The sequence below is a fragment of the Pseudomonas maumuensis genome, from assembly GCF_019139675.1.
In the GTDB taxonomy this organism is placed as follows: Bacteria; Pseudomonadota; Gammaproteobacteria; order Pseudomonadales; family Pseudomonadaceae; genus Aquipseudomonas; species Aquipseudomonas maumuensis.
The window spans coordinates 3,625,604-3,646,830 of sequence record NZ_CP077077.1; the positions used below are offsets into that span (position 1 = coordinate 3,625,604).

A 21,227-nucleotide genomic window follows, 5' to 3' on the forward strand; every position below is an offset into this window, starting at 1 on the left:
TCAGTACTCCCACTCGACGCGGCTGAACAGGTAGCCCTTGCCCCACACGGTCTTGATCTTGCGCGCTTCGCCGGCGCTGTCGTCGAAACGTCGGCGCAGCTTGGAGATGGCCACGTCCACCGAGCGGTCGGTGCCGTTGAACTCGATGCCGCGCAGTTGCTGCAAGATACGGTCGCGGCTCATCACCTCGCCGGCGTTGCGTGCCAGCACCACCAGCAGGTTGTATTCGCCGCTGGACAGCTCCACCTCTTCGCCACGCCAGTTGACGGTGCGCTCGGCCAGGTTGATGCGCAACCCGCCGACCTGGATCAGGTCGCTATCCAGGCGCGGCTCGTTGACGCTGCTGCGGCGCAGCAGCGTGCGTACCCTGGCCAGCAGCACGCGGGGCTCGCACGGCTTGGTGACGTAGTCGTCGGCGCCCATCTCCAGCCCCAGCACCTGGTCGTGGCTGTCGTCGCGGGCGGTCAGCATGAGGATCGGCAGGCTCTGGGTCTCTTGGCGGAGTTGGCGGCATACCTGCAGGCCGTCCAGGCCCGGCAGCATCAGGTCGAGGATCACCAGGTCGGGTTTCTGCCGGCGGAATTCGTCCAGCACATGGTCGCCACGGGCAATCACCCGGACATGGAAATCGTTGCGTTGCAGGTAGCTGGCGATCAGTTCGGACAACGCGCTGTCGTCTTCGACCAGGAGAATGTTCGGCATAAGGGGATTTGACGAAAGATTGAAGTAAGGCAGGATATAGAATCCCGGGCGGGCCACCGCCGATTGTTCACACTTTTTCACACACGCCCAACACAGCTTAACAGCCGCCACCCGAACGGCTGCTTTAGCATACGCTGGATCAAACTTGGAAGATCCGTATGTCCACGCTCCGTGCTTTGCGCCTGCGCCCTCTGGCGCTGTTGGCGCTGATGACCCTTTCCCTGGCCGCTTGCAACGACGCCGCCGAACCGGAAGAAAAGGCCCCACCTTCGCAGGTGCGGGTCGAAACCCTCGCCGTGCAGCCGCTGGCCATCAGCACCGAGCTCAGCGGCCGCATCCTCGCTCCGCGTACCGCCGAGGTGCGTGCCCGGGTGGCCGGGGTGGTGCTCAAGCGGGTATACCGCGAAGGCAGCGACGTGAAACAGGGCGATGTGCTGTTCCTGATCGATCCGGCGCCGTTCAAGGCCGACTTCGACAGCGCCCGCGCCACCCTGGCCAAGGCCGAGGCGACGCTGTACCAGGCCCGCCTGCAGGAGCAGCGCTACCGCGAACTGGTCGACGACAAGGCCGTCAGCCGCCAGGAGTACGACAACGCCCGCGCCGCCTTCCTCCAGGCTGACGCGGCGGTCGGCGAAGCCAAGGCGGCGCTGGAACGCGCGCGCCTGAACCTGGGCTATGCCACCGTCACCGCACCGATCTCCGGACGCATCGGCCGCGCCCTGGTGACCGAGGGCGCGCTGGTCGGCCAGAGCGAGACCACGCCGCTGGCCACCATCCAGCAGTTGAACCCGATCCACGCCGACGTCACCCAGTCGACCCGCGAACTCAACGCCCTGCGCCGCTCGCTGCGTGCCGGCGAGCTGCAGCAGGTGGGCCGCGACCAGGTCAAGGCCACGCTGATCCAGGACGATGGCAGCGCCTACCCGCTGGCCGGCAAGCTGTTGTTCTCCGATATCAGCGTCGACCCGAGCACCAACCAGATCACCCTGCGCAGCGAGTTCCCCAACCCGGACCTCGACCTGCTGCCCGGCAGCTATGTGCGCGTGCGCCTGGACCAGGCCGTGCAACCCCAGGGCATCAGCGTGCCGCAACGCGCCATCCTGCGTGACAGCGCCGGTGTGCCCAAGGTGCTGCTGGTCGACCACCAGGACCGCATCAGCGAACGCCAGGTGACCCTGGGCAGCGCCCAGGGCGACCGCTGGATCGTCAGCGAGGGCCTGGCCCCGGGTGACCGCGTGGTGGTCGAGGGCCTGCAACACGTCAAGGCCGGCGACCAGGTGCAAGTCGACGAACAACCAGGCGCCACCGCAGTCGCCCAACACAACGGCCAATGAGGGCCTGATCCATGCCGCAGTTCTTCATCGACCGCCCGGTGTTCGCCTGGGTGGTCGCCCTGTTCATCCTCCTGGTCGGCGCCCTGGCCATCCCGCAACTGCCAGTGGCCCAGTATCCCGACGTGGCTCCGCCGCAGGTGGAAATCTACGCCGTCTACCCCGGCGCCTCGGCGGCGACCATGGACGAAAGCGTGGTCAGCATCATCGAGCAGGAGCTCAACGGTGCCGACAACCTGCTGTATTTCGAATCGCAGAGCAGCCTGGGCAGCGCCACCATCACCGCCAGCTTCCAGCCCGGCACCAACCCGGACATGGCCCAGGTGGACGTGCAGAACCGCCTCAAGGTGATCGAGTCGCGCCTGCCGCGCCCGGTCACACAGCAAGGTCTGCAGGTGGAGAAGGTGTCCACCGGTTTCCTGTTGCTGGCCACCCTCACCTCCGAGGACGGCAGCCTCGACGAGATCGCCCTGTCGGACATCCTCGCGCGCAACGTGATGAACGAGATCCGTCGCCTCAAGGGCGTCGGCAAGGCGCAGCTGTATGGCTCCGAACGGGCCATGCGCATCTGGATCGACCCGGCCAAGCTGGTCGGCTTCAACCTCACGCCCAACGACGTGACCGAGGCCATCGCCGCGCAGAACGCCCAGGTCGCCCCCGGCAGCATCGGCGACCTGCCGAGCCGACCGACCCAGGAGATCACCGCCAACGTGGTGGTCAAGGGCCAGCTGAGCACCCCCGAGGAGTTCGCCGCCATCGTCCTGCGCGCCAACACCGACGGCTCCACGGTCACTGTCGGTGACGTGGCCCGGGTCGAGATCGGCGCCCAGGAATACCAGTACGGCACCCGCCTCAATGGCAAGGCCACCAGCGCCTTCAGTGTCAAGCTGTCGCCCGGCGCCAACGCCATGGAAACCGCGACCCTGGTCAAGCAGAAGCTCGACGAGCTGGCGCGCTACTTCCCGGCCGGGGTGAAGTACGACATCCCCTACGACACCTCGCCCTTCGTCAAGGTCTCGATCAAGCAGGTGATCAACACCTTGCTCGAGGCCATGGTGCTGGTGTTCGCGGTGATGTTCCTGTTCCTGCAGAACTTCCGTTACACGCTGATTCCGACCCTGGTGGTGCCAGTGGCGTTGATGGGCACCTTCGCGGTGATGAACGTGCTGGGTTTCTCGGTCAACGTACTGACCCTGTTCGGCATGGTGCTGGCCATCGGCATCCTGGTGGACGACGCCATCGTCGTGGTGGAAAACGTCGAGCGGATCATGGCCGAGGAAGGCCTGCCGCCCAAGGAAGCCACGCGCAAGGCCATGGGCCAGATCAGCGGCGCCATCGTCGGCATCACTCTGGTGCTGGTGGCGGTATTCCTGCCGATGGCCTTCATGCAAGGTTCGGTGGGGGTGATCTACCAGCAGTTCTCGGTGTCGATGGCGGTGTCGATCCTGTTCTCGGCGTTCCTCGCCCTGAGCCTGACCCCGGCCCTGTGCGCCACCCTGCTCAAGCCGCTGGAGAAAGGCGAGCATCATGAGCGCAAGGGCTTCTTCGGCTGGTTCAACCGCCGCTTCGAAGGCATGAGCAACGGCTACCAGCGCTGGGTGACCCACGCCCTGGCCCGCAGCGGTCGCTACCTGCTGGTGTACGCCGCGCTGGTCGGCGTGCTGGTATACGGCTTCAGCCAACTGCCCACCGCCTTCCTGCCCACCGAGGACCAGGGCTACACCATCACCGACATCCAGCTGCCGCCGGGCGCCAGCCAGGCACGCACCATCGAGGTCGGGCAGCAGATCGAGGCGCACAACGCCGAAGAGCCCGGCGTGGCCAACACCACGCTGATCCTCGGTTTCAGCTTCTCCGGCAGCGGGCAGAACGCGGCGCTGGCCTTCACCACGCTCAAGGACTGGTCCGAGCGCGGTGGCGACGACAGCGCGCAGTCGATCGCCGAGCGCGCCACCATGGCCTTCACCCAGCTCAAGGACGCCATCGCCTACGCGGTGCTGCCGCCGCCGGTGGACGGCCTGGGCGAGTCGACCGGTTTCGAGTTCCGCCTGCAGGACCGCGGCGGCATGGGCCACGCGGGGCTGATGGAAGCCCGCGACCAACTGCTGGACGCGGCGCGCAAGAGCAAGGTGCTGGTCAACGTGCGCGAAGCCTCGCTGGCGGAGAGCCCGCAGGTCGAGCTGGAAGTGGACCGCCGCCAGGCCAACGCCCTGGGCGTGTCGTTTGCCGATATCGGCGCGGTGCTCGACACCGCGGTGGGCTCGAACTACGTCAACGACTTCCCCAACCAGGGCCGCATGCAGCGGGTGGTGGTGCAGGCCGAAGGCGACCAGCGTAGCCAGGTCGAAGACCTGCTGAAGATCCATGTGCGCAACAGCAGCGGCAAGATGGTGCCCCTGGGCGCCTTCGTCAGCGCCCGCTGGCAGTCCGGCCCGGTGCAGCTGACCCGCTACAACGGCTACCCGGCGGTGTCGATTTCCGGCGAGCCGGCGGCCGGCTACAGTTCGGGCGAGGCCATGGCCGAGATCGAGCGCCTGGTGGCGCAGCTGCCGGCAGGTGCCGGCCTGGAGTGGACCGGCCTGTCGCTGCAGGAACGCCTGTCCGGTAGCCAGGCGCCACTGCTGATGGCGCTGTCGCTGCTGGTGGTGTTCCTGTGCCTGGCCGCGCTGTACGAAAGCTGGTCGATCCCCACCGCGGTGCTGCTGGTGGTACCGCTGGGCGTGCTCGGCGCGGTGCTCGCGGTGACCCTGCGCGGCCTGCCCAACGACGTGTTCTTCAAGGTCGGCCTGATCACCCTGATCGGCCTGTCGGCGAAGAACGCCATCCTCATCATCGAGTTCGCCAAGGATCTGGTGGACCAGGGCGTCGATGCGGCGGACGCGGCGATCCAGGCCGCGCGTCTGCGCCTGCGCCCAATCGTGATGACCTCGCTGGCGTTCATCCTCGGCGTGGTGCCGCTGGCCATCGCCAGCGGCGCCAGCTCGGCCAGCCAGCAAGCCATCGGCACCGGGGTGATCGGCGGCATGCTCAGCGCCACCTTCGCCGTGGTGTTCGTGCCGGTGTTCTTCGTGGTGGTGATGCGCCTGGCCGGGCGTGGCAAGGCCAAGGCAGCGCAGGTGGCCACCCACCAGGCCTGACTGGACAAGCCCTGCGGTAAATGGGAGGGTTCCCGGCATCGACTGCCCGGAACCCTTTTTCATGCCCGACGTTCTTCCCCCCTGCTCCATCCTTATTCTTGCCGGCGGCCGTGGCCAGCGCATGGGCGGGCGCGACAAGGGGCTGCTGCCCTGGCGCGGCGAGCCGTTGGTGGCGCATGTGCAACGCGCCGTGCGGGCGCTGAGCGATGACCTGGTGATCTCCTGCAACCGCAACCAGGCGGCCTACGCGACCTACGCCGACCAGCTCGTCACGGACGCCGAGGCGGACTTTCCCGGCCCGCTGGCTGGCGTGATCAGCGGACTCAAGGTGGCGCAACACGACTGGGTGGTGCTGCTGGCCTGCGATGCGCCGCGTATCGACCGGGCGCTGGTCGAGGACCTGCTGCGGCTGGCGGTGGCGCATGACAGCGCGGCCATGGTACGCCAGGGGGGATATTGGCAACCGATGTTCAGCGTCCTGCCCCGGCGTGTGCTGCCCCTGCTGGAACAGGCCTGGCAGGCGGGCGAGCGGAGTTTGCAGAAGGCCTTGCTGCAGGCGAATGTGCAGGGGTTGGCGTGTGCCGAGAACGATGCGCGGTTGAGCAACTTCAACAGCCCGGACTTGCTATCGGGTTGAATTTTATCGCGGGTCCGAGCCAGGCAATGCATATCGACTGTAGGCGAAAAATCAGTTTTCGCACAAAAAACAAATGCTGGAAAGCACTTCAACCAAGCTCATGCATGCTATGACCTGGTAATTCTGCTAGTTGCGCATTGGATGCGATCGGTTTTACATCAAATCTCCACAACTGGAGTACAGCCGATGTCGAACCCATCAAAGCAACTCTATGAGTTCCCCCAGAGAGAAAATAATCAATCACTTCGTGATCGCCTTACTTCCAAGGAGTGGCAGTTCTATATCGAGCGATTCCCTGAGCTTGCCGCAGGCGATACGCATGTCATCAAGGTCAATGCCGACATCGTCTCTGCGCACACCCAGGAAATTTTCCTCTCGCTACCGGACAGAAAAGTCCTAACGTTCGGACTGGACCGTTTTTCTCAAAAGCCAGGAGGCCGACCTTACTGGCATGGATCCATGCGGCCGGATCGTACCTCCGGCTTAACCTCACCCAAGGAACTAGCACTAGCCTCCCTCAACAATATTTTTCTAAGCCGATATGAAAACCGACTTAGAGGCGAGATCTATGTAGCGGGCCAGCTATATCGTCTGGAATTTCTTGGAAACGATACTCAAGTATTGTTCAGCGTCAGCAATCCCGCCAAAATAGGGTGTACACCTATTGAAGACCCTGCACCTGCGGAGGCGGAGGCGGTGCCAAAGCAATACCCCTCTCATGCTGACAGTAGTAAAATCGGGGTTCTCCACCTAATTGCACCGTCTATATGGCAAAACTATGAGAGTGATTTCGTCGACGAGTTAGACGAGGCATTCAAGGATAGCCTGGAGAGAAGCAACGGGGTTTTAGGAGTCAGCAAGATCGATATGACCTATGAGTACGCCGGCGTCCGTAAATTTACGTTCACAGAGGACTATAAAAATACCGACCTGCTAAAGCGCCTCACAGACACCACAACAGCCATCGGCAGACAGATAGATGACGCGCGCTATGACCTAAGCGCTCATTTAGTGCTTGTCTCACGATGGCAAACCCCCCTGGAGGACCCACCGCATAGGCCCTTCCAAGACGCCAGACAGTCGACCGCCTTTGCAGTTGTCGGCTTCTCACCTGACTCCATAACCGTGAACCACCAACTTGGCCACCTAATGGGGGCACGGCATGAGTGGAAGCCGGGGCCAGTACTGGAGCCAGGTTATCAATTCGCCTATGAATTTGATTTCATGGGAGAAAATCTTATAACGTTAATGGGAAAAATTGTTGCGGACGAGGATCGCCCCACATACTTCGTTATCTATTTTTCCAACCCCAGGTTGGATATTTTCGGCACCCCAGTGGGAACTGTCGAGCACCACGATGTCGCTCGCCGTTTCAATGAGCGAAGATTTGAGGTGGAAGCCTGGTATCCAAGGAAGAAGTGATAACGCTCCGCGCTCAAACGCGCCGCCACGGTAGATGAAGAAAAAAATGGCCTCGGAGCACACGCCTCCGAGGCCAAGCGGTTGGACTTCCCAACCAAAGGAGGCATTTCAACCTTGGGCCGGCCAGCCACCGCCCAAGGCACGGAACAGATCGACCAGGGCCAGCTGGCGCTGGGTGCTGGCCTCGATGAACGCCGCTTCATTGACATAACCGTTGCGCTGCGCATCCAGGTAACGCAGGTGGTTGTCCACCCCGCCCTCATAGCGCGCCTTGGCCAGCGCCACGGTCGCCCGGCTGGTGTCGGCCAGGGCACGCCGCGCGGCTTCCTCGCGGCGCAAGGTATCGGTGGCGGCCAGGGCGTCGGCCACTTCGCGGAAGGCGCTCTGGATCGTGCCTTCGTAAGCGGCCACCGCCGAATCCTTGCGCGCCTCGGCCAGGCTCAGCCCGGCCTTGTTGCGCCCGGCGTCGAACAGCGGCAGCGACAGTTGCGGCATGAACGTCCAGCTACGCGAGCCGCCGTCGAACAACCCGGACATCTGCGCGCTGGAGGTGCCGAAACTGCCGGTCAGGCTGATCCGCGGGAAGAACGCCGCCCGCGCCGCGCCGATATCGGCATTGCGCGCCCGCAGCCGGTGCTCGGCGGCGAGGATGTCCGGGCGGCGCTCGATCAGCGCCGACGGCGCGCCTGGGGCGATGTCCTGCAGGACCATCGGCGCCTCTGCCCGTTCGGCCGGAATCGACTTGGCCGCCTCGGCACTGCCCAGCAGCAGCACCAGGGCGTTGTAGGCCTGGCGCTGCTCGCGCACGATGCCTTCCAGCTCGGCCCGTGACTGCTCGACCAGCCCCAGCGCTTCCTGATGGTCCAGCGCCGTGGCCGTGCCGGCGCCTCGCCGCTGGCCGACCAGGGCCAGCGAGTCCTCGCGGCTGGCCAGGGTCTGGCGAGTCAGCGTCAGGCGCCGTTCAGCACCGTCCAGGGTCAGGTAGGCCTGGCTGACATCAGCGATCAGCGCGATGCGCGCGGCACGGCCGACTTCCTCGGTGGACAGGTACTGCTCCAGCGCCGCATCGCTCAGGCTCTTGACCCGACCGAACAGGTCCACTTCGTACTCTGGCAGCGACAGCCCCACCTGGTAACTGCTGCTGACCCCTTCCCTGCCGCTGTTCGACAGGTCCGCCGGCAGGTGCTGGCGGTTACCAGAGGCACCGGCGTTCAGGCCTGGTACCCGATCGGCCCGCTGGATACGGTATTGCGCTCGGGCCTGCTCGATATCGAGCAGGGTCTGACGCAGGGACCGGTTGTTGTTCAGTGCCGTGGTGACCAGCTGGCGCAAGGCCGGATCGACGATGAAGGCCTGCCAGTCCAGCTGCTCCACCGACTTGCCATGATGGCCGGCGGCATCGCCCCAGGCAGCCGCCACCGGCGCCTCCGGGCGCTGGTAGGTCGGTGCCAGGGAGCAGCCGACCAGGGTAACGGCCAGCGCGAACGGGAGTACACATTTACCCATGACCATCACTTCGCCACCTCGACAGCGTGTTGCACAGGGGCCGGCTTGCGCTTTAGCAGCTTCAGCACCCAGACGAAACAGATCGGCACGAACACCACGCCCAACAGGGTGGCGCTGAGCATGCCGCCAATCACCCCGGTACCGATGGCGCGCTGGCTCGCCGCGCCGGCGCCGGTGGCGATGGCCAGGGGCACCACGCCGAGGATGAAGGCCATGGAGGTCATCACGATCGGGCGGAAGCGCAGGCGCGCGGCCTCGATGGCGGCGTCGCTCAAGCTGTAACCCTTCTCCCACAGTTCCTTGGCGAACTCGACGATCAGGATGGCGTTCTTCGCCGCCAGGCCAATGATGGTGATCAGGCCGACCTTGAAGTACACATCGTTGGGCATGCCGGTGAGCAGCACCGCCCAGACCGCGCCCAAGGCGCCGATCGGCACGATCAGCATCACTGTCAGCGGAATGGCCCAGCTTTCATACAGCGCCACCAGCAGCAGGAACACCACCAGGATGGCCAGGGCGAACAGACCGGCGGCCTGGCCGCTGGAGACCTTCTCCTGGTAGGACAGGCCGGTCCAGGCATAGCCGATCCCCGGTGGCAGCTCGCTGACCAGACGCTCCATCTCGGCCATCGCCTGGCCGGTGCTGTAGCCGGGCGCGGCGTCACCGGCGATGCGAATCGACGGGTAGCCGTTGTAGCGCACCAGTTGCACCGGGCCCTCTTCCCACCGGGTGGTGACGAAGGCACTGAACGGTACCTGCTCGCCCTGGGCGTTCGGCGCATAGAGGCGCAGCACGCTTTCCGGGGTCATGCGCTCGCCCTGCTCGGCCTGCACCACCACGCGCTGCTGGCGCCCGGCATTGGTGAAGTCGTTGATCACCGCCGAACCGAAGGCGGTGGCCAGGGTGCTGTTGATGGTCTCGAAACTCACGCCCAGGGCGCGGGCTTTCTCGCGGTCGATCTGCACGCGCAGCTGCGGCGCCTCGGCCAGGCCCTCCATCATCGCGTAGAGGATCACCGGGTTGCCGTTGGCACGGGCCAGCAGTTGGTCACGGGCAGCCAGCAGCGCCTCACGCCCCAGGCCGCCACGGTCCATCAAGCGCAGGGCGAAACCGCCGGAGTTGCCCAGGCCGTCGATCGGTGGCGGCATGACCGCGGTGATGGTGCCGTCGCCATTGGCCGCGAACTGGGCGTTGATGGCTGCGGTTTCCGCCTCTGCCGACTGCTCCTTGCCGCGCACGGACCAGTCCTTGTAGGTGGGGAACGCCAGCGCGGCGTTGTCGCCCTGGCCCGAGAAGCTGAAGCCGCTGACGATGAACGAGCTGGCCAACGCGTCGCGCGACATCAGGTACTTTTCCAGTGCCTCGGCGGTGTGGTCGGTGCGTACCCGGCTGGCGCCGGGCGGCAGCTGCACGTCGACGATGCTGTAGCCCAGGTCTTCCGCTGGCACGAAGGCCTCCGGCAGGCGCAGGTAGGAGTAGCCAAGCACCACCAGGATACCGACGTAGGCGAGCATCCAGCGCCCGGCACGGGCCACCAGGGCGCTGTTCATCACCGAGTAGCGCTCGGTGACGCGGGCAAAGGCGCGGTTGAAGGCACCGAAAAAGCCGCCCTTTTCATGGTGGCCATGGGGCACCGGCTTGAGCAGGGTGGCGCACAGTGCCGGGGTGAAGGTCAGGGCGAGGAAGCCGGAGAACAGGATCGACACCGCCAGCGATACGGAAAACTGCTGATAGATCACCCCGACCGATCCGGACATGAATGCCAACGGCAGGAACACCGCCGCCAGCACCAATGTGATGCCGATGATCGCCCCGGACACCTGCCCCATCGCCTTGATGGTGGCCTCCACTGGCGACAAGCCTTCCTCGGCCATCAACCGCTCGACGTTCTCCACCACCACGATGGCGTCGTCCACCAGGATACCGATGGCCAGCACCATGCCGAACATGGTCATCATGTTCACCGAAAAACCGAGCAGCTTCATGACCATCAGCGTACCCAGCAGGCACACCGGCACCACGATCGACGGGATCAGGGTGTAGCGCACGTTCTGCAGGAACAGGAACATCACCAGGAACACCAGCACCATGGCTTCGATCAAGGTGTGGATGACCTTCTCGATGGCCACATCGACGAAGCGCGAGGTGTCGTATGGCACCGAATATTCAACACCTTCCGGGAAGAACTGCGACAGCTCGGCCAGGCGTTCCTTGACCAGCGTCGCGGTCTGGATGGCATTGGCGCCAGGTGCCAGCTGCACGGCGCCGGCCACGGCCGGTTTGCCATCCAGGCGCGAGGACAGGTTGTAGTTCTCGCTACCGATGGCCATGCGCGCCACATCGCCCAGGCGTACGCTGGAGCCGTCCGGGTTGGCGCGCAGGACGATGGCGGCGAACGCCTCCGGCGTTTCCAGGGTGCCTTGCACAGCCAGCGTCGCGGTCAGTTCCTGCTCGCTGGCCCCCGGCGTGCTGCCGAAGCTGCCGGCAGGCACCTGGACGTTCTGGCCACGGATGGCGTTGTTGATGTCGTCGATGGACAGGCCGTAGCCCACCAGTTTCTGCGGGTCGACCCAGACCCGCATGGCCGCTTCCGAAGAGAAGAACTGCAGCTTGCCCACACCCGGTACGCGCAACAGCTCGTTGTTGATGTTGCGTGCGGCATAGTCGGCCAAGGCCGTGGTATCACCGCGATCACCGGCCTTGCTGGTCAAGGCGTAGATCAGCAGGAAGCCGGAGCTGGCCTGCTCGACCTTGAGCCCCTGGGTCAGCACCGCCTGGGGCATGCGCGCCTCGGCCTTCTTCAGGCGGTTCTGCACATCGACCTGGGCCATGTCCGGCTGGGTGCCGGGCTCGAACGTCACCAGCACCTCGGCCACGCCGTTGGAGTTGTTGGTGGACTCGTAGTACAGCAGGCCCTTGGCGCCGTTGAGCGACTCCTCGATGATGCTGGTCACCGACTCCACCAGCACCTTGGCCGAGGCGCCCGGGTAGGAGGCGGTGATGGAGATCTGTGGCGGCGCCACGCTGGGGTACTGGGCCACCGGCAGCGCCGGGATCACCAGCAGGCCGGCCAGGGAAATGAACAACGCCACGACCCAGGCGAAGTTCGGCCGATTGATGAAGAACTTGGACATCTCGCTACCCTCGCCTTAACGCGCTGCGGCTTGTTGAGCCTGCGCCGGTACCACCGGCATGCCAGGGGCAAGGCCGGCGGGGCTGCCGACGATGACCTGGTCACCGGCGCGCAACCCTTCGGTGATCTGCCAGCGCGAGCCGTGCATCCCGCCGGTGCGCACGCTACGCGCCTCGGCCAGGTTGCCGGTGCCGACCACCAGCACCCGCGCCTCGCCGTCGCTACCGCGCTGCACCGCGCGCTGCGGCACCAGGATCGCCTGCTGGTCGGTGCCCTGCGGGGTGCGCACGCGCACGTACATGCCCGGCAGCAGGATGCCGTCGGCATTGTCAAAGCGACCGCGCAAGGTGACCTGGCCGGTGCCACGGTCGACCGCCACGTCGGTGAACATCAGCGCGCCCTGGCGCTGGTAGTCGGTGCCTTCCACCTGGGCCGTCAGCGCCTTGTCGTCGCCAGCGCCGAGCGCGCCGTCCTTGAGGGCCTGACGCAGACGCAGGGCTTCGGCGGCGGACTGGGTGAAGTCGACGTAGATCGGATCGAGCTGCTGGATGCGCGCCATCAAGGTGGCGTCGCCCTGCCCGACCAAGGCGCCTTCGGTGGCCAGGGCGCGGCCGATGCGGCCAGAGATCGGCGCGGTGACCGTGGCATAGCCCAGGTTCAGGCGCGCGGTCTGCACGTCGGCCTGGGCCGAGCGCACGGCCGCCTGGGCGCTGCGCAACTCGGCGCTGGCTGTGTCGAAGTCCTGCTGGCTGACCGCCTCGATCTTGACCAGCGGCTCATAGCGCTTGACCCGTGCCTGGGCCTCCTGCTGCACCGCCTGGGCCCGCGCAAGGTCGGCCTCGACGCGCGCCAGGGCGGCCTTGAACGGTGCCGGGTCGATCTGGAACAGCACATCGCCGGCCTTGACGTCGGCGCCTTCCTCGAAACGCTTGTGCAGGACAATGCCGGCCACCCGGGCACGCACCTCGGCCACCCGCATCGGCTCGACCCGGCCCGGCAGGGTCGAGGCCAGGGCCAGTTGCTCACTGGCCAGCGTCACGGTCTCCACCGGAAATGCCATTTCAGTCGCGGCCTGCTGTTCTTCAGCCGCTCCGCAGCCGGCCAGTGCCACCGCCACTGCCAGCCAGCTGGCCATCCCTATTGCACGCAAATTGCTCATGAACTCACCCGAGCCGTTAACTAAAATTGGCGCGAATGGTACTTACACATTTGATTTGAGTCAATTTAGTCTCATTTGAAGTTTTTGTGAAAAGTTGTAATCAGCACCTCCGATCGTCGGCTGACCGCAGCCCGGGCCCATGGTGGGCGTCAAATGAACACATCCCCTGAGGAGTTCCCCATGACCTTCCATGCCGTGGCCAGCCTCGACCAACTCGAAGAACACCGTCCCCTGCGCGTCCAGGCCGGCACCGAAGACATCGTCCTGGTGCGCCAGGGTGAGCGGGTGCGTGCCTACCAGGCCAACTGCCCGCATGAGGGCGCACCACTGGAACAAGGCGCGGTCTGTGGTGGATTGCTGATCTGCCCCTGGCACAAGGCCGCCTTTGCCGTGGACGAGGGCGCCGTGTGCGAGCCCCCGGCGCTGACCGGCCTGCGCCGGCATGCCGTGGAGGTCAGGGACGGCCAGGTATGGGTAGACGACCAGCCACTGCCCGAGGCCGATGCGCCGCGCCACCGCGACGCACGCACCTTCGTCGTGGTGGGCGCCGGCGCCGCCGGGGCGGCCGCCATCGCCACCTTGCTCGACCATGGTTTTGCCGGCCGCCTGTTGTGGATCGACCAGGAACAGCCGAACGCCTACGATCGCACCGCCCTGAGCAAGTTCGTCATCGCCGGGCAGATGCCGGTGGACGAAGTAGCCTCACTGCTCGCGCCAGTCGACCTGCGCCGAGGCCAACTGCAGCGCATTCACGGCAAGGTACGCGCGCTGGATGCCGGCAAGCGCCTGATCAGCCTGGCCGACGGCCAGCAGTTGAAGTACGACGCCGCCCTGCTGGCCACCGGCGGCAAGCCCAGCCGCCCCCAGCTTCCCGGCGTGCAATTGCCCGGCATCTGCGTGCTGCGCTCGCGCACCGATGCCGCCCAGTTGCTCGACCTGGCCGAGCCAGGCCAGCCGGTGGTGATCGTCGGTGACGGTTTCATCGGCCTGGAGGCCGCCAGCGCCCTGCGCAAGTACGGCTTGCAGGTGCATGTAGTCACACGCCGTGCCATCCCGCTGGCCCGGCAATTGGGCGAGCGCATCGGCCAGGCCCTGCGCGAGCTGCATGAGTGCAAGGGTGTGCAGTTCCACGGGCCGACCGAGGTGCTCGGCTTCGACGGTCATGAGCGCGTCGAGGCCGTGCTGCTGGCCAACGGCGAGCGCCTGGAAACCGCGCTGGTGCTGCTGGGCACCGGCGTCACCCCGGCCACCCGCTTCGTCCTGGGCCTGCCCCTGGCCGAAGACCACTCGCTCACGGTGGACGCGCACCTGCAGGCCGCCGACGGCCTGTGGGCAGCCGGCGATATCGCCACCTTCCCCCTGGCCGGTCGCCCGGTGCGCATCGAGCATTGGCGCCTGGCCCAACAGCACGGCGTGATCGCCGCCGCCAACATGCTCGGCGAGCGGCGCCGCTACGACGATGTGCCGTTCTTCTGGACCTACCACCACGGGTACACCTATGAAGTGCTCGGGCATGCCAGCGGCTGGAACCGCATCGAGTACGTCGGCACGCCGGAACAGGGCGACTTCATCGCCCTGCAATGCCTGGACGATCAGGTCGAAGCGGTGGTCGCCAAGGGCTATTCACGGGCCATGGCCGTGCTGTCGCAGCGCATGAAGCGGCCGCTGTCGAGCCGCGAGGCGCGTGAGCTGATCGATGCATGGCCGGAGCGATGAGCCATTCGCCAGCCCCTGGAAACGGCACCTGGCCCGCACTTTCAAAGCAGGGCGGAACTGTGTAAAAGAGGGGAACCCCTCTCGCGGCACCAGAAAAGGATTATCTGCAATGATCTACCGCCCCCTCGGCCATTCTGGCCTGCAAGTCTCGGCACTCACCCTCGGCAGCATGATGTTCGGGGAACAGACCAGTACCGAAGACTCGCTGCGGATCATCGACAAGGCCTGGGACCAGGGCATCAACTTCGTCGACACCGCCGATGTCTACAATGGCGGGCGCTCCGAGGAGATCGTCGGCGAGGCGGTGGCGCGCAACCGTCACGAGTGGATCATCGCCTCCAAGGCCGGCTATGGCCCGGTCGATGGCCTGCCGAACCGCAGCGGCCTGTCGCGCAAGCATCTGTTCAATGCCATCGAGGCCACCCTCACGCGCATGGGCACCGACTACCTGGACATCTACTACCTGCACCGCGAGGACCATTCGGTACCGCTGGAAGAGACGGTGCGCGCCATCGGCGACCTGCTGGCACAAGGCAAGATCCGCTACTGGGGCGTGTCCAACTTCCGCGGCTGGCGCATCGCCGAGATCTGCAACGTGGCGCAAAGGCTCGGCGTGGCCAAGCCGGTGGTCAGCCAGCCGCTGTACAACATCGTCAACCGCCAGGCCGAGCCCGAGCAACTGACCGCCGCCGCCTACCATGGCCTGGGCGTGGTGCCGTTCAGCCCGTTGGCCCGTGGCGTGCTCAGCGGTAAGTACGCGCCAGGCTCCACTCCCGACGAAGGCAGCCGTGCTGGGCGCCAGGACAAGCGCATCATGGAGGTGGAATGGCGCCAGGAATCGCTGACCATCGCCCAGAAGATCCATGCCTATACCGAGGCCAAGGGCGTGGGCATCGTCGAGTTCGCCATCGCCTGGGTGCTGAACAACCGCCTGGTCAGCTCGGCCATCGTCGGGCCGCGCACCGAGGCGCAGTGGGACACCTATGCCGGCGCGCTGGAGGTGAAGGTCACGGCGGAGGACGAAGCTTTCATCGATTCGCTGGTGACGCCGGGCCATGCCTCGACCCCAGGCTTCAACGATGTCGCCCACTTCGTCAGCGGGCGCCTGGCGCGCTGAACGGGCTTCGGGAGCGGGCAAGCCCGCTCCCTCAGCTGTGCCCATGGTGGCCCGCCCCGATTACTGGCATTGTGTGTCTTTCCCAGCGCAAAGGACGCGCTCCATGGCCCTGCACCTCTGGTTGACCTTTTCCTTCGCCTACCTGCTCACCTCGCTGATCCCCGGCCCAAATGTGCTGCTCACCGTACGCAATGCATTGCGCTACGGCCCTTCCGGCATGGGCATGACCCTGTTCGGCAACCTCACCGCGCAACTGCTGACGATCACCGCCGTGGCCATGGGCGTGGGCGCCCTGCTGATCTCGCTGCCCACGGCGTTCCTGGTGCTGAAGCTGGCCGGCGCCGCTTACCTGATCTACCTCGGCCTGCGCCAGTTGCTGGGTAAAGGAGCCCCCATCGCCCCAACGGCGCAGCTGGCCGCGACGCCGCCCCAGACGCAATGGCGGATCGCCGTGGAAGCCTTCCTGGTCTCGGCGAGCAACCCCAAGACCCTGGTGTTCTTCTGCGCCTTCCTGCCACAGTTCCTCGAGCCCGGGCGGCCGATCTTCGGCCAGTTCGCGGCCATGTACCTGAGCGGCTCGCTGATCGTCTGCCTGGTGCATTCCTTCTACTGCTTCACCGCCTGGCGCTTCGGCCTGCGCCTGAAGGCTTCGCCCCTGGCGGCCTGGTTCAAGCGAGCCAGCGGCGCGCTGTTCATCGGCCTGGGCGTGCGTCTGCTCAACACCCGGGCGGTGTAGGCCTCACTCGCTCGCCAGCATGGCCAGGGTGGCGATCATCGCCAGCACGGCGAACCCGCAGGCTACGTAGCCCAGGGCCCCCAGACCCAGCGCCTGGATTGCCACGCCGCCCAACGCCGCACCAGCGGCGATACCGGCGTTGGCCGCCGAAACGTTCAAGGTTCCGGCCAGGGCCTGGGCCTTGGCGCCGGCCTGCATCACCCGCACCTGGCAGACCGGGAACAGCGCCGTGTAGGCGATGCCCCATAGCACTAGCGCGCCACCCAACAGCCACGCCGTGTCGATCAACGGGGTGACCGCGCCCATGCCCAGCGCCAGCATCGCCAACAGCAGCAGGGTTGCCCGCAGCGGGCTGCGATCGACGATGCGCCCGGCCAGGCCGTTGCCGAGCATACCGACCACGCCGAAGCCCATCAGCCACCAACCCACTTCGCCGGTCGGCACGGCGGCCAGCTGTTCGAGCGTCTCGGCCAGGTAGGTGTAGGCAGTGAACATGGCAGTGAACACCAGCGCCGAGAGCAGCACATGGGCGATGAAACGGCGGTCCTTGAGGATCACCGTCTGCCGCTCCCCCGGCGCACGGGCGGGTGCCGCCGGCACAGTCGGCAGCCACGCCCACATCAACAGCGCCACCAGCAGGCACAGCCCGGCGAGCAAGGCGAAACTGCCACGCCAGCCGACCAGCCCGGCAGCCAGCGTGCCCAATGGGATGCCGAAGACAAATGCGGCGGTGATGCCCAGGTACACCCGAGACACCGCCCAGCCCTCGCGCCCCGCCCCGGCCAATTGCCCGGCGCTTTCGCTGGCGGTGCCCCAATACACCGGCAAGGCCAGCGCGGCGATGAAGCGTGCCAATGCCAGCACCCAGATGTTCGTCGCCAGCGCCGACAGCGCGTTGGACGCGGCGAACACCAGCAGGATGGCGATGAACAGTCCCTTGCGCGGCATCGCCGACAGCCAGGCGGTGAGCGGCGGCCCGAACAGCATCACGGTCACGGCGAACAGCGTGACCAACTGGCCCGCGCCCGCGACGGACAGGCCAAGGTCGCGGGCCAGCGCCGGCAGCAGGCCGAGAATCAGAAATTCGGTGGTCAGTACCGCGAAGCCGCCGATGGCGAACAGTCCAATGGACAGCCCCGTACGCGGCGTCGGGCGCGTGAGGGTGGCGTGGGTCAAGCTGGGGGTGGACATCGACTGCGATCCTTGATGAATGGCAGGCCAGCTTAATCTGGAATATGGCTCCGATTACTGGTACTTATTCCCTTATCAAGTGAATCTAGTTCAGCAATCGAAGGCCTTGCCATGTCTGCCTCGGAACGCCTCAAGGACATCGACTTCTTCGTCAGCGTGGCCAACGCTGGCAGCTTCATCGCCGCCGCCGAACGCATGAACCTCACCAGCTCCGCCGTGAGCAAGGGCATCGCGCGCCTGGAGAAGCGCCTGCAGGTGCGCCTGTTCGAACGCACCACCCGGCGCCTGGCCCTGACCGACAGCGGCGCCGACTACTACCGCACCTGCACCCGCGTGCTGGCGGACATCGAGGAAGCCGAACTGGCCCTCAACGATGAACACAAGACGCCCTGCGGCAAGCTGCGCATCGACCTGCCGGCCACCTTCGGCCGTCTGCACGGGCTCCCCGCCGTACTGGACTTCGCCGCGCGGCATCCACGGCTGCAACCGCACATCACCCTCTCCGACCGCTTCGTCGATCTGGTCGAGGACGGCATCGACATCGTCGTGCGCATCGGCGGACCGCAGGCCTGGCAGCCGGGCATCGAGCACCGTTACCTGGGCAGCCAGCGCCTGGTGTTCTGCGCCGCCCCCGCCTACCTGGCCCGCCACGGCACGCCCCATGACCTGCAGCAACTGCAGGCCCAGGGCTGCGTACTCTATGCCTGCGCAGACGGCAGCACGCCGGCCCTGCACTTTGCCGGCGCCCGCCCGGGCCTGACGCAGCTGCGCGGCATGCCCGGGCGCCTGGCCATCGGCGATGCCGAAGGGCAAGCGCTGGCGGTCAGCGCCGGGCACGGCATCGCCCAGTTGCCGACCTGGCTGGTCCAGCGCCAGCTCGATGAAGGGACGCTGCAGCAGGTACTACCGGCGTACGCGATGGAAGGATTGCCGATAAACCTGGCCTGGCGCCGCAACCGCGGACACCTACCCAAGGTGAGCGCGATGGTCCAGGCCCTGGCCGAGCGCCTGGGGCCGCTGATTCAGGGCTGACCCAGCTCAAGCGCCACTGCCGATACTCACAGGAAGGTAAATACCTGCCCCGCCGCCAACCGCGACTTGCTCAGCCCGGCGTTGAAATCCTCCTCGCTGCGGTAGCCCAGGCTGAGCAGCACCACGCTGGTGTAGCCCTGCTCGCGCAGGCCCAGTTCGGCATCCAGGGCCTTGGCATCGAAGCCTTCGATCGGCGTGGCGTCCAGGCCGTGGGCGGCGGCGCCGAGCAGCGCGGTGCCCAGGGCCAGGTAGACCTGCTTCTCCATCCAGTGCTGCAAGTCCTTGAAGTCATGGCGGTGCAGGTCGACATAACCGCGGCGGGTCTGGTCCTGGACATCGCGGGCCTGCTCAGTGCGGAAGCGGCCATCGGCGGCCTCTTGCGCCAGCACCGCCTGCAGATGGGCTTCGGTGATGTTGGTACGGGCGGCGAACACGATCACATGGGAGGCATCGCGCAGCTTCGGGCTGTTGTAGGCGAATCGCGCATCGGTGGCCTTGGCCAGGCGCGCCTTGCCTTCGGCGCTGTCGGCCACGACGAAGTGCCAGGGCTGCGAATTGACCGAGGACGGGCTGTGGCGCAACTGCTCGAGCAACGCGTCGATGGTGGCCTGGGGGATTTTGCGGCTGGCGTCGTAGGCCTTGGTGGTGTAACGGCGTTTGGCGAGGGCAACGGTGTCCATCTAGGGCAATTCCTCAAGGGTTCGTGAATGAATGGCATCTTATCTTCCCGACCGCAAAGAAAAACCAGCACAATGCAGCAACACTTTCATCCCCGGAGTGAAAATGCTGCGCATCAACGACCTCGAACTGTTCGCCCGTGCCAGCGCCTTGGGCAGCTTCACAGCCGCGGCCCACGAGGCCGACCTGCTGCCCGGCCAGGTGGCCGCGGCGATCAAGCGCCTGGAGCGCGAGCTCGATGTGCGGCTGTTCGCCCGCACCACCCGCAGCCTGCGCCTGACCGCCGAAGGCGAGCTGTACCTACCCACCGCCCAGCGCGTGATCGATGCCCTGCGCCAGGGCCGCGAGGACCTGCATGGCAGCCACAGCTGCCTGCGCGGTGTGTTGCAAGTGGCGGCGCCCTCGGACATGGGCCGCAACCTGCTGCGGCCCTGGCTCAGTGCATTTCGCCGCGAGCACCCGGGGCTGGGCCTGCGCTTCTTCCTCTCCGACCAGTTGGCCGACCTGTACCGCGACCCGGTGGATGTCGCCATCCGCTACGGCCAGAACGAGGACGCCAACTACATCGCCCTGCCCCTGGCGCCATGGAATCGCCGGGTGCTGGCGGCCTCTCCGGACTACCTGGCGCGCCATGGCCGCCCGCTGACCCCCGAGGACCTGCAGCAACACGACTGCCTGCTGTACCTGCAGCAAAGCCGGGTGTACGACAAATGGCGCCTGGGCAACCGCACCGTGCAGGTGCGCGGGCCGTTGTTCAGTGACGATGCCGACGTGGTGCGACGCTGGGCGCTGGAAGGCGAAGGCATCGTCTACAAGTCGTGGCTGGATGTCAGCGCCGATGTCGCCGCCGGCGAGCTGGAGCTGCTGCTGCCCGAATACCCCGGCGAGCTGACCCCAGTGACCCTGGTGTGCCCGCACCGCAAGCAGCTCACCCCCGCCGTTGCCCAGTTGCACCTGTGGCTGCGCGAACGTTTCGCCGCACTGCGCCCGGACGACATGTTGCAGCCGGTGTCGCCGGGCGTATAGTGCATCCACCCCCGACCGCAAGGAGCTGTCATTCATGCCGAGCCTGGAATTTCTCGTCACCGCGCTGATCATCGTGCTGATCCCCGGCAGCGGAGTCATCCTCACCGTATCGAGCGCCCTGGTGGCCGGGCGACGCGCCTGCCTGTGGACCGCCACCGGCTGCACCCTGGGCATCGTCCCACACCTGCTGGCCTCGGTGCTGGGGCTCTCGGCGCTGCTGCACACCAGCGCCCTGGCCTTCCAAGGCCTCAAGTTCGCCGGCGTCGCCTACCTGCTGTACCTGGCCTACGCCACCTGGCGCGACCGTGCGGCCTTCGCCGTGGACGCGCACGCCACCCCCGCCGCCGCCAGCCAACTGGTGATCAAAGCCTGCCTGCTGAATATCCTCAACCCCAAGCTGACGCTGTTCTTCCTCGCCTTCCTGCCGCAGTTCATCGTCCCGCAGGCCGGCTCCGCGACCGTGCAGATGCTCAGCCTCAGCGCTGTGTTCATGGCCATGACCTTCGTCGTCTTCGTCCTCTATGGCCTGCTCGCCCACCTGTTCCGCCGCGCCGTGATCGACTCGCCGAAGGTGCAGGCCTGGTTGCGCCGCGGCTTCGCCGCCTCATTCGCCGGGCTTGGCCTCAACCTGGCACTGGCGCAGCGCTGAAGGCTGCACAATCGTTCTAAACGCCCGGGCCGTTTGTGCGTTAAGGTCATCCATC

16 protein-coding genes are annotated in these 21,227 nt (G+C 66.1%); 10 read left to right on the plus strand and 6 right to left on the minus strand.

All coding sequences use genetic code 11. The annotated features are described in order from the left end of the window. Complete coding sequence (locus tag KSS90_RS16065; protein ID WP_217866371.1) at positions 1–702, minus strand: response regulator; 702 nt, start codon at positions 700–702, stop codon at positions 1–3. A 158-nt stretch (positions 703–860) separates the two neighbouring features. Here KSS90_RS16065 and KSS90_RS16070 point away from each other — a divergent pair, with 158 nt between their 5' ends. From KSS90_RS16070 to KSS90_RS16085, 4 genes are all read left to right on the plus strand, one after another. Then, positions 861–2,036 carry an efflux RND transporter periplasmic adaptor subunit gene (locus KSS90_RS16070; RefSeq protein ID WP_217866372.1) on the plus strand — a complete coding sequence of 392 codons (1,176 nt, stop codon included), beginning with the start codon at positions 861–863 and terminating at the stop codon, positions 2,034–2,036. Positions 2,037–2,047: 11 nt separating this feature from the next. Beyond that, complete coding sequence (locus KSS90_RS16075; protein ID WP_217866373.1) at positions 2,048–5,170, plus strand: multidrug efflux RND transporter permease subunit; 3,123 nt, start codon at positions 2,048–2,050, stop codon at positions 5,168–5,170. Between the two features lie 61 nt (positions 5,171–5,231). Next, positions 5,232–5,807: a molybdenum cofactor guanylyltransferase MobA gene (gene mobA / locus KSS90_RS16080; protein ID WP_217866374.1), complete on the plus strand. Its 576-nt coding sequence runs from the start codon at positions 5,232–5,234 to the stop codon at positions 5,805–5,807. Between the two features lie 186 nt (positions 5,808–5,993). Beyond that, on the plus strand, positions 5,994–7,229 hold the full coding sequence (locus tag KSS90_RS16085; protein WP_217866375.1) for a hypothetical protein: 1,236 nt from the start codon (positions 5,994–5,996) through the stop codon (positions 7,227–7,229). 108 nt (positions 7,230–7,337) lie between these two features. Here the strand turns inward: KSS90_RS16085 and KSS90_RS16090 are convergent, their stop codons facing one another. From KSS90_RS16090 to KSS90_RS16100, 3 genes are read right to left on the minus strand one after another with little or no spacing between them, the layout of a single operon-like run. Then, positions 7,338–8,741 (minus strand): efflux transporter outer membrane subunit, encoded by a 1,404-nt coding sequence (locus KSS90_RS16090; RefSeq protein ID WP_217866376.1) that lies wholly within the window; start codon positions 8,739–8,741, stop codon positions 7,338–7,340. Next, on the minus strand, positions 8,741–11,869 hold the full coding sequence (locus KSS90_RS16095) for a multidrug efflux RND transporter permease subunit (RefSeq protein ID WP_217866377.1): 3,129 nt from the start codon (positions 11,867–11,869) through the stop codon (positions 8,741–8,743). Before KSS90_RS16095 ends, KSS90_RS16090 begins: the two co-directional genes overlap by 1 nt. 15 nt (positions 11,870–11,884) lie before the next feature. Continuing rightward, positions 11,885–13,027, minus strand: a complete 1,143-nt coding sequence (locus tag KSS90_RS16100; protein ID WP_217866378.1) for a MexC family multidrug efflux RND transporter periplasmic adaptor subunit — start codon at positions 13,025–13,027, stop codon at positions 11,885–11,887. A 180-nt stretch (positions 13,028–13,207) separates the two neighbouring features. Between KSS90_RS16100 and KSS90_RS16105 the strand changes: the two genes are divergently transcribed. The 3 genes from KSS90_RS16105 (at position 13,208) to KSS90_RS16115 (ending at position 16,596) form a co-directional block, all read left to right on the plus strand. Further along, on the plus strand, positions 13,208–14,743 hold the full coding sequence (locus KSS90_RS16105) for an FAD-dependent oxidoreductase (protein ID WP_217869809.1): 1,536 nt from the start codon (positions 13,208–13,210) through the stop codon (positions 14,741–14,743). Positions 14,744–14,852: 109 nt separating this feature from the next. Then, on the plus strand, positions 14,853–15,860 hold the full coding sequence (locus KSS90_RS16110) for an aldo/keto reductase (RefSeq protein WP_110701497.1): 1,008 nt from the start codon (positions 14,853–14,855) through the stop codon (positions 15,858–15,860). A 103-nt stretch (positions 15,861–15,963) separates the two neighbouring features. Continuing rightward, the gene (locus KSS90_RS16115) at positions 15,964–16,596 is read left to right on the plus strand and encodes a LysE family translocator (protein ID WP_217866379.1); all 633 of its coding nucleotides are present in this window, start codon (positions 15,964–15,966) and stop codon (positions 16,594–16,596) included. Positions 16,597–16,599: 3 nt separating this feature from the next. On the opposite strand, the gene KSS90_RS16120 is transcribed toward KSS90_RS16115, so the two are convergent. After that, the gene (locus tag KSS90_RS16120; protein WP_217866380.1) at positions 16,600–17,787 is read right to left on the minus strand and encodes an MFS transporter; all 1,188 of its coding nucleotides are present in this window, start codon (positions 17,785–17,787) and stop codon (positions 16,600–16,602) included. Between the two features lie 111 nt (positions 17,788–17,898). Here KSS90_RS16120 and KSS90_RS16125 point away from each other — a divergent pair, with 111 nt between their 5' ends. Then, complete coding sequence (locus KSS90_RS16125; RefSeq protein WP_217866381.1) at positions 17,899–18,819, plus strand: LysR family transcriptional regulator; 921 nt, start codon at positions 17,899–17,901, stop codon at positions 18,817–18,819. 26 nt (positions 18,820–18,845) lie between these two features. Here KSS90_RS16125 and nfsB read toward each other — a convergent pair whose 3' ends face one another. Then, a complete protein-coding gene (nfsB, locus tag KSS90_RS16130) occupies positions 18,846–19,499 on the minus strand; it encodes an oxygen-insensitive NAD(P)H nitroreductase (RefSeq protein WP_217866382.1) in 654 nt (217 codons plus the stop codon). A gap of 103 nt (positions 19,500–19,602) precedes the next feature. Here nfsB and KSS90_RS16135 point away from each other — a divergent pair, with 103 nt between their 5' ends. Next, complete coding sequence (locus tag KSS90_RS16135) at positions 19,603–20,523, plus strand: LysR family transcriptional regulator (protein ID WP_217866383.1); 921 nt, start codon at positions 19,603–19,605, stop codon at positions 20,521–20,523. Between the two features lie 34 nt (positions 20,524–20,557). Further along, positions 20,558–21,172, plus strand: coding sequence for a LysE family translocator (locus KSS90_RS16140; RefSeq protein ID WP_038706363.1), 615 nt, complete (start codon positions 20,558–20,560; stop codon positions 21,170–21,172). The last annotated feature ends 55 nt before the right edge of the window (positions 21,173–21,227 follow it).

What these genes read in the sequence shown, in the direction of transcription:
- KSS90_RS16065 (WP_217866371.1), bottom strand. Translation starts at nt 702, where the DNA reads ATGCCGAACATTCTCCTGGTCGAAGACGACAGCGCGTTGTCCGAACTG.
- KSS90_RS16070 (WP_217866372.1), top strand. Translation starts at nt 861, where the DNA reads ATGTCCACGCTCCGTGCTTTGCGCCTGCGCCCTCTGGCGCTGTTGGCG.
- KSS90_RS16075 (WP_217866373.1), top strand. Translation starts at nt 2,048, where the DNA reads ATGCCGCAGTTCTTCATCGACCGCCCGGTGTTCGCCTGGGTGGTCGCC.
- mobA (WP_217866374.1), top strand. Translation starts at nt 5,232, where the DNA reads ATGCCCGACGTTCTTCCCCCCTGCTCCATCCTTATTCTTGCCGGCGGC.
- KSS90_RS16085 (WP_217866375.1), top strand. Translation starts at nt 5,994, where the DNA reads ATGTCGAACCCATCAAAGCAACTCTATGAGTTCCCCCAGAGAGAAAAT.
- KSS90_RS16090 (WP_217866376.1), bottom strand. Translation starts at nt 8,741, where the DNA reads ATGGTCATGGGTAAATGTGTACTCCCGTTCGCGCTGGCCGTTACCCTG.
- KSS90_RS16095 (WP_217866377.1), bottom strand. Translation starts at nt 11,869, where the DNA reads ATGTCCAAGTTCTTCATCAATCGGCCGAACTTCGCCTGGGTCGTGGCG.
- KSS90_RS16100 (WP_217866378.1), bottom strand. Translation starts at nt 13,027, where the DNA reads ATGAGCAATTTGCGTGCAATAGGGATGGCCAGCTGGCTGGCAGTGGCG.
- KSS90_RS16105 (WP_217869809.1), top strand. Translation starts at nt 13,208, where the DNA reads ATGACCTTCCATGCCGTGGCCAGCCTCGACCAACTCGAAGAACACCGT.
- KSS90_RS16110 (WP_110701497.1), top strand. Translation starts at nt 14,853, where the DNA reads ATGATCTACCGCCCCCTCGGCCATTCTGGCCTGCAAGTCTCGGCACTC.
- KSS90_RS16115 (WP_217866379.1), top strand. Translation starts at nt 15,964, where the DNA reads ATGGCCCTGCACCTCTGGTTGACCTTTTCCTTCGCCTACCTGCTCACC.
- KSS90_RS16120 (WP_217866380.1), bottom strand. Translation starts at nt 17,787, where the DNA reads ATGTCCACCCCCAGCTTGACCCACGCCACCCTCACGCGCCCGACGCCG.
- KSS90_RS16125 (WP_217866381.1), top strand. Translation starts at nt 17,899, where the DNA reads ATGTCTGCCTCGGAACGCCTCAAGGACATCGACTTCTTCGTCAGCGTG.
- nfsB (WP_217866382.1), bottom strand. Translation starts at nt 19,499, where the DNA reads ATGGACACCGTTGCCCTCGCCAAACGCCGTTACACCACCAAGGCCTAC.
- KSS90_RS16135 (WP_217866383.1), top strand. Translation starts at nt 19,603, where the DNA reads ATGCTGCGCATCAACGACCTCGAACTGTTCGCCCGTGCCAGCGCCTTG.
- KSS90_RS16140 (WP_038706363.1), top strand. Translation starts at nt 20,558, where the DNA reads ATGCCGAGCCTGGAATTTCTCGTCACCGCGCTGATCATCGTGCTGATC.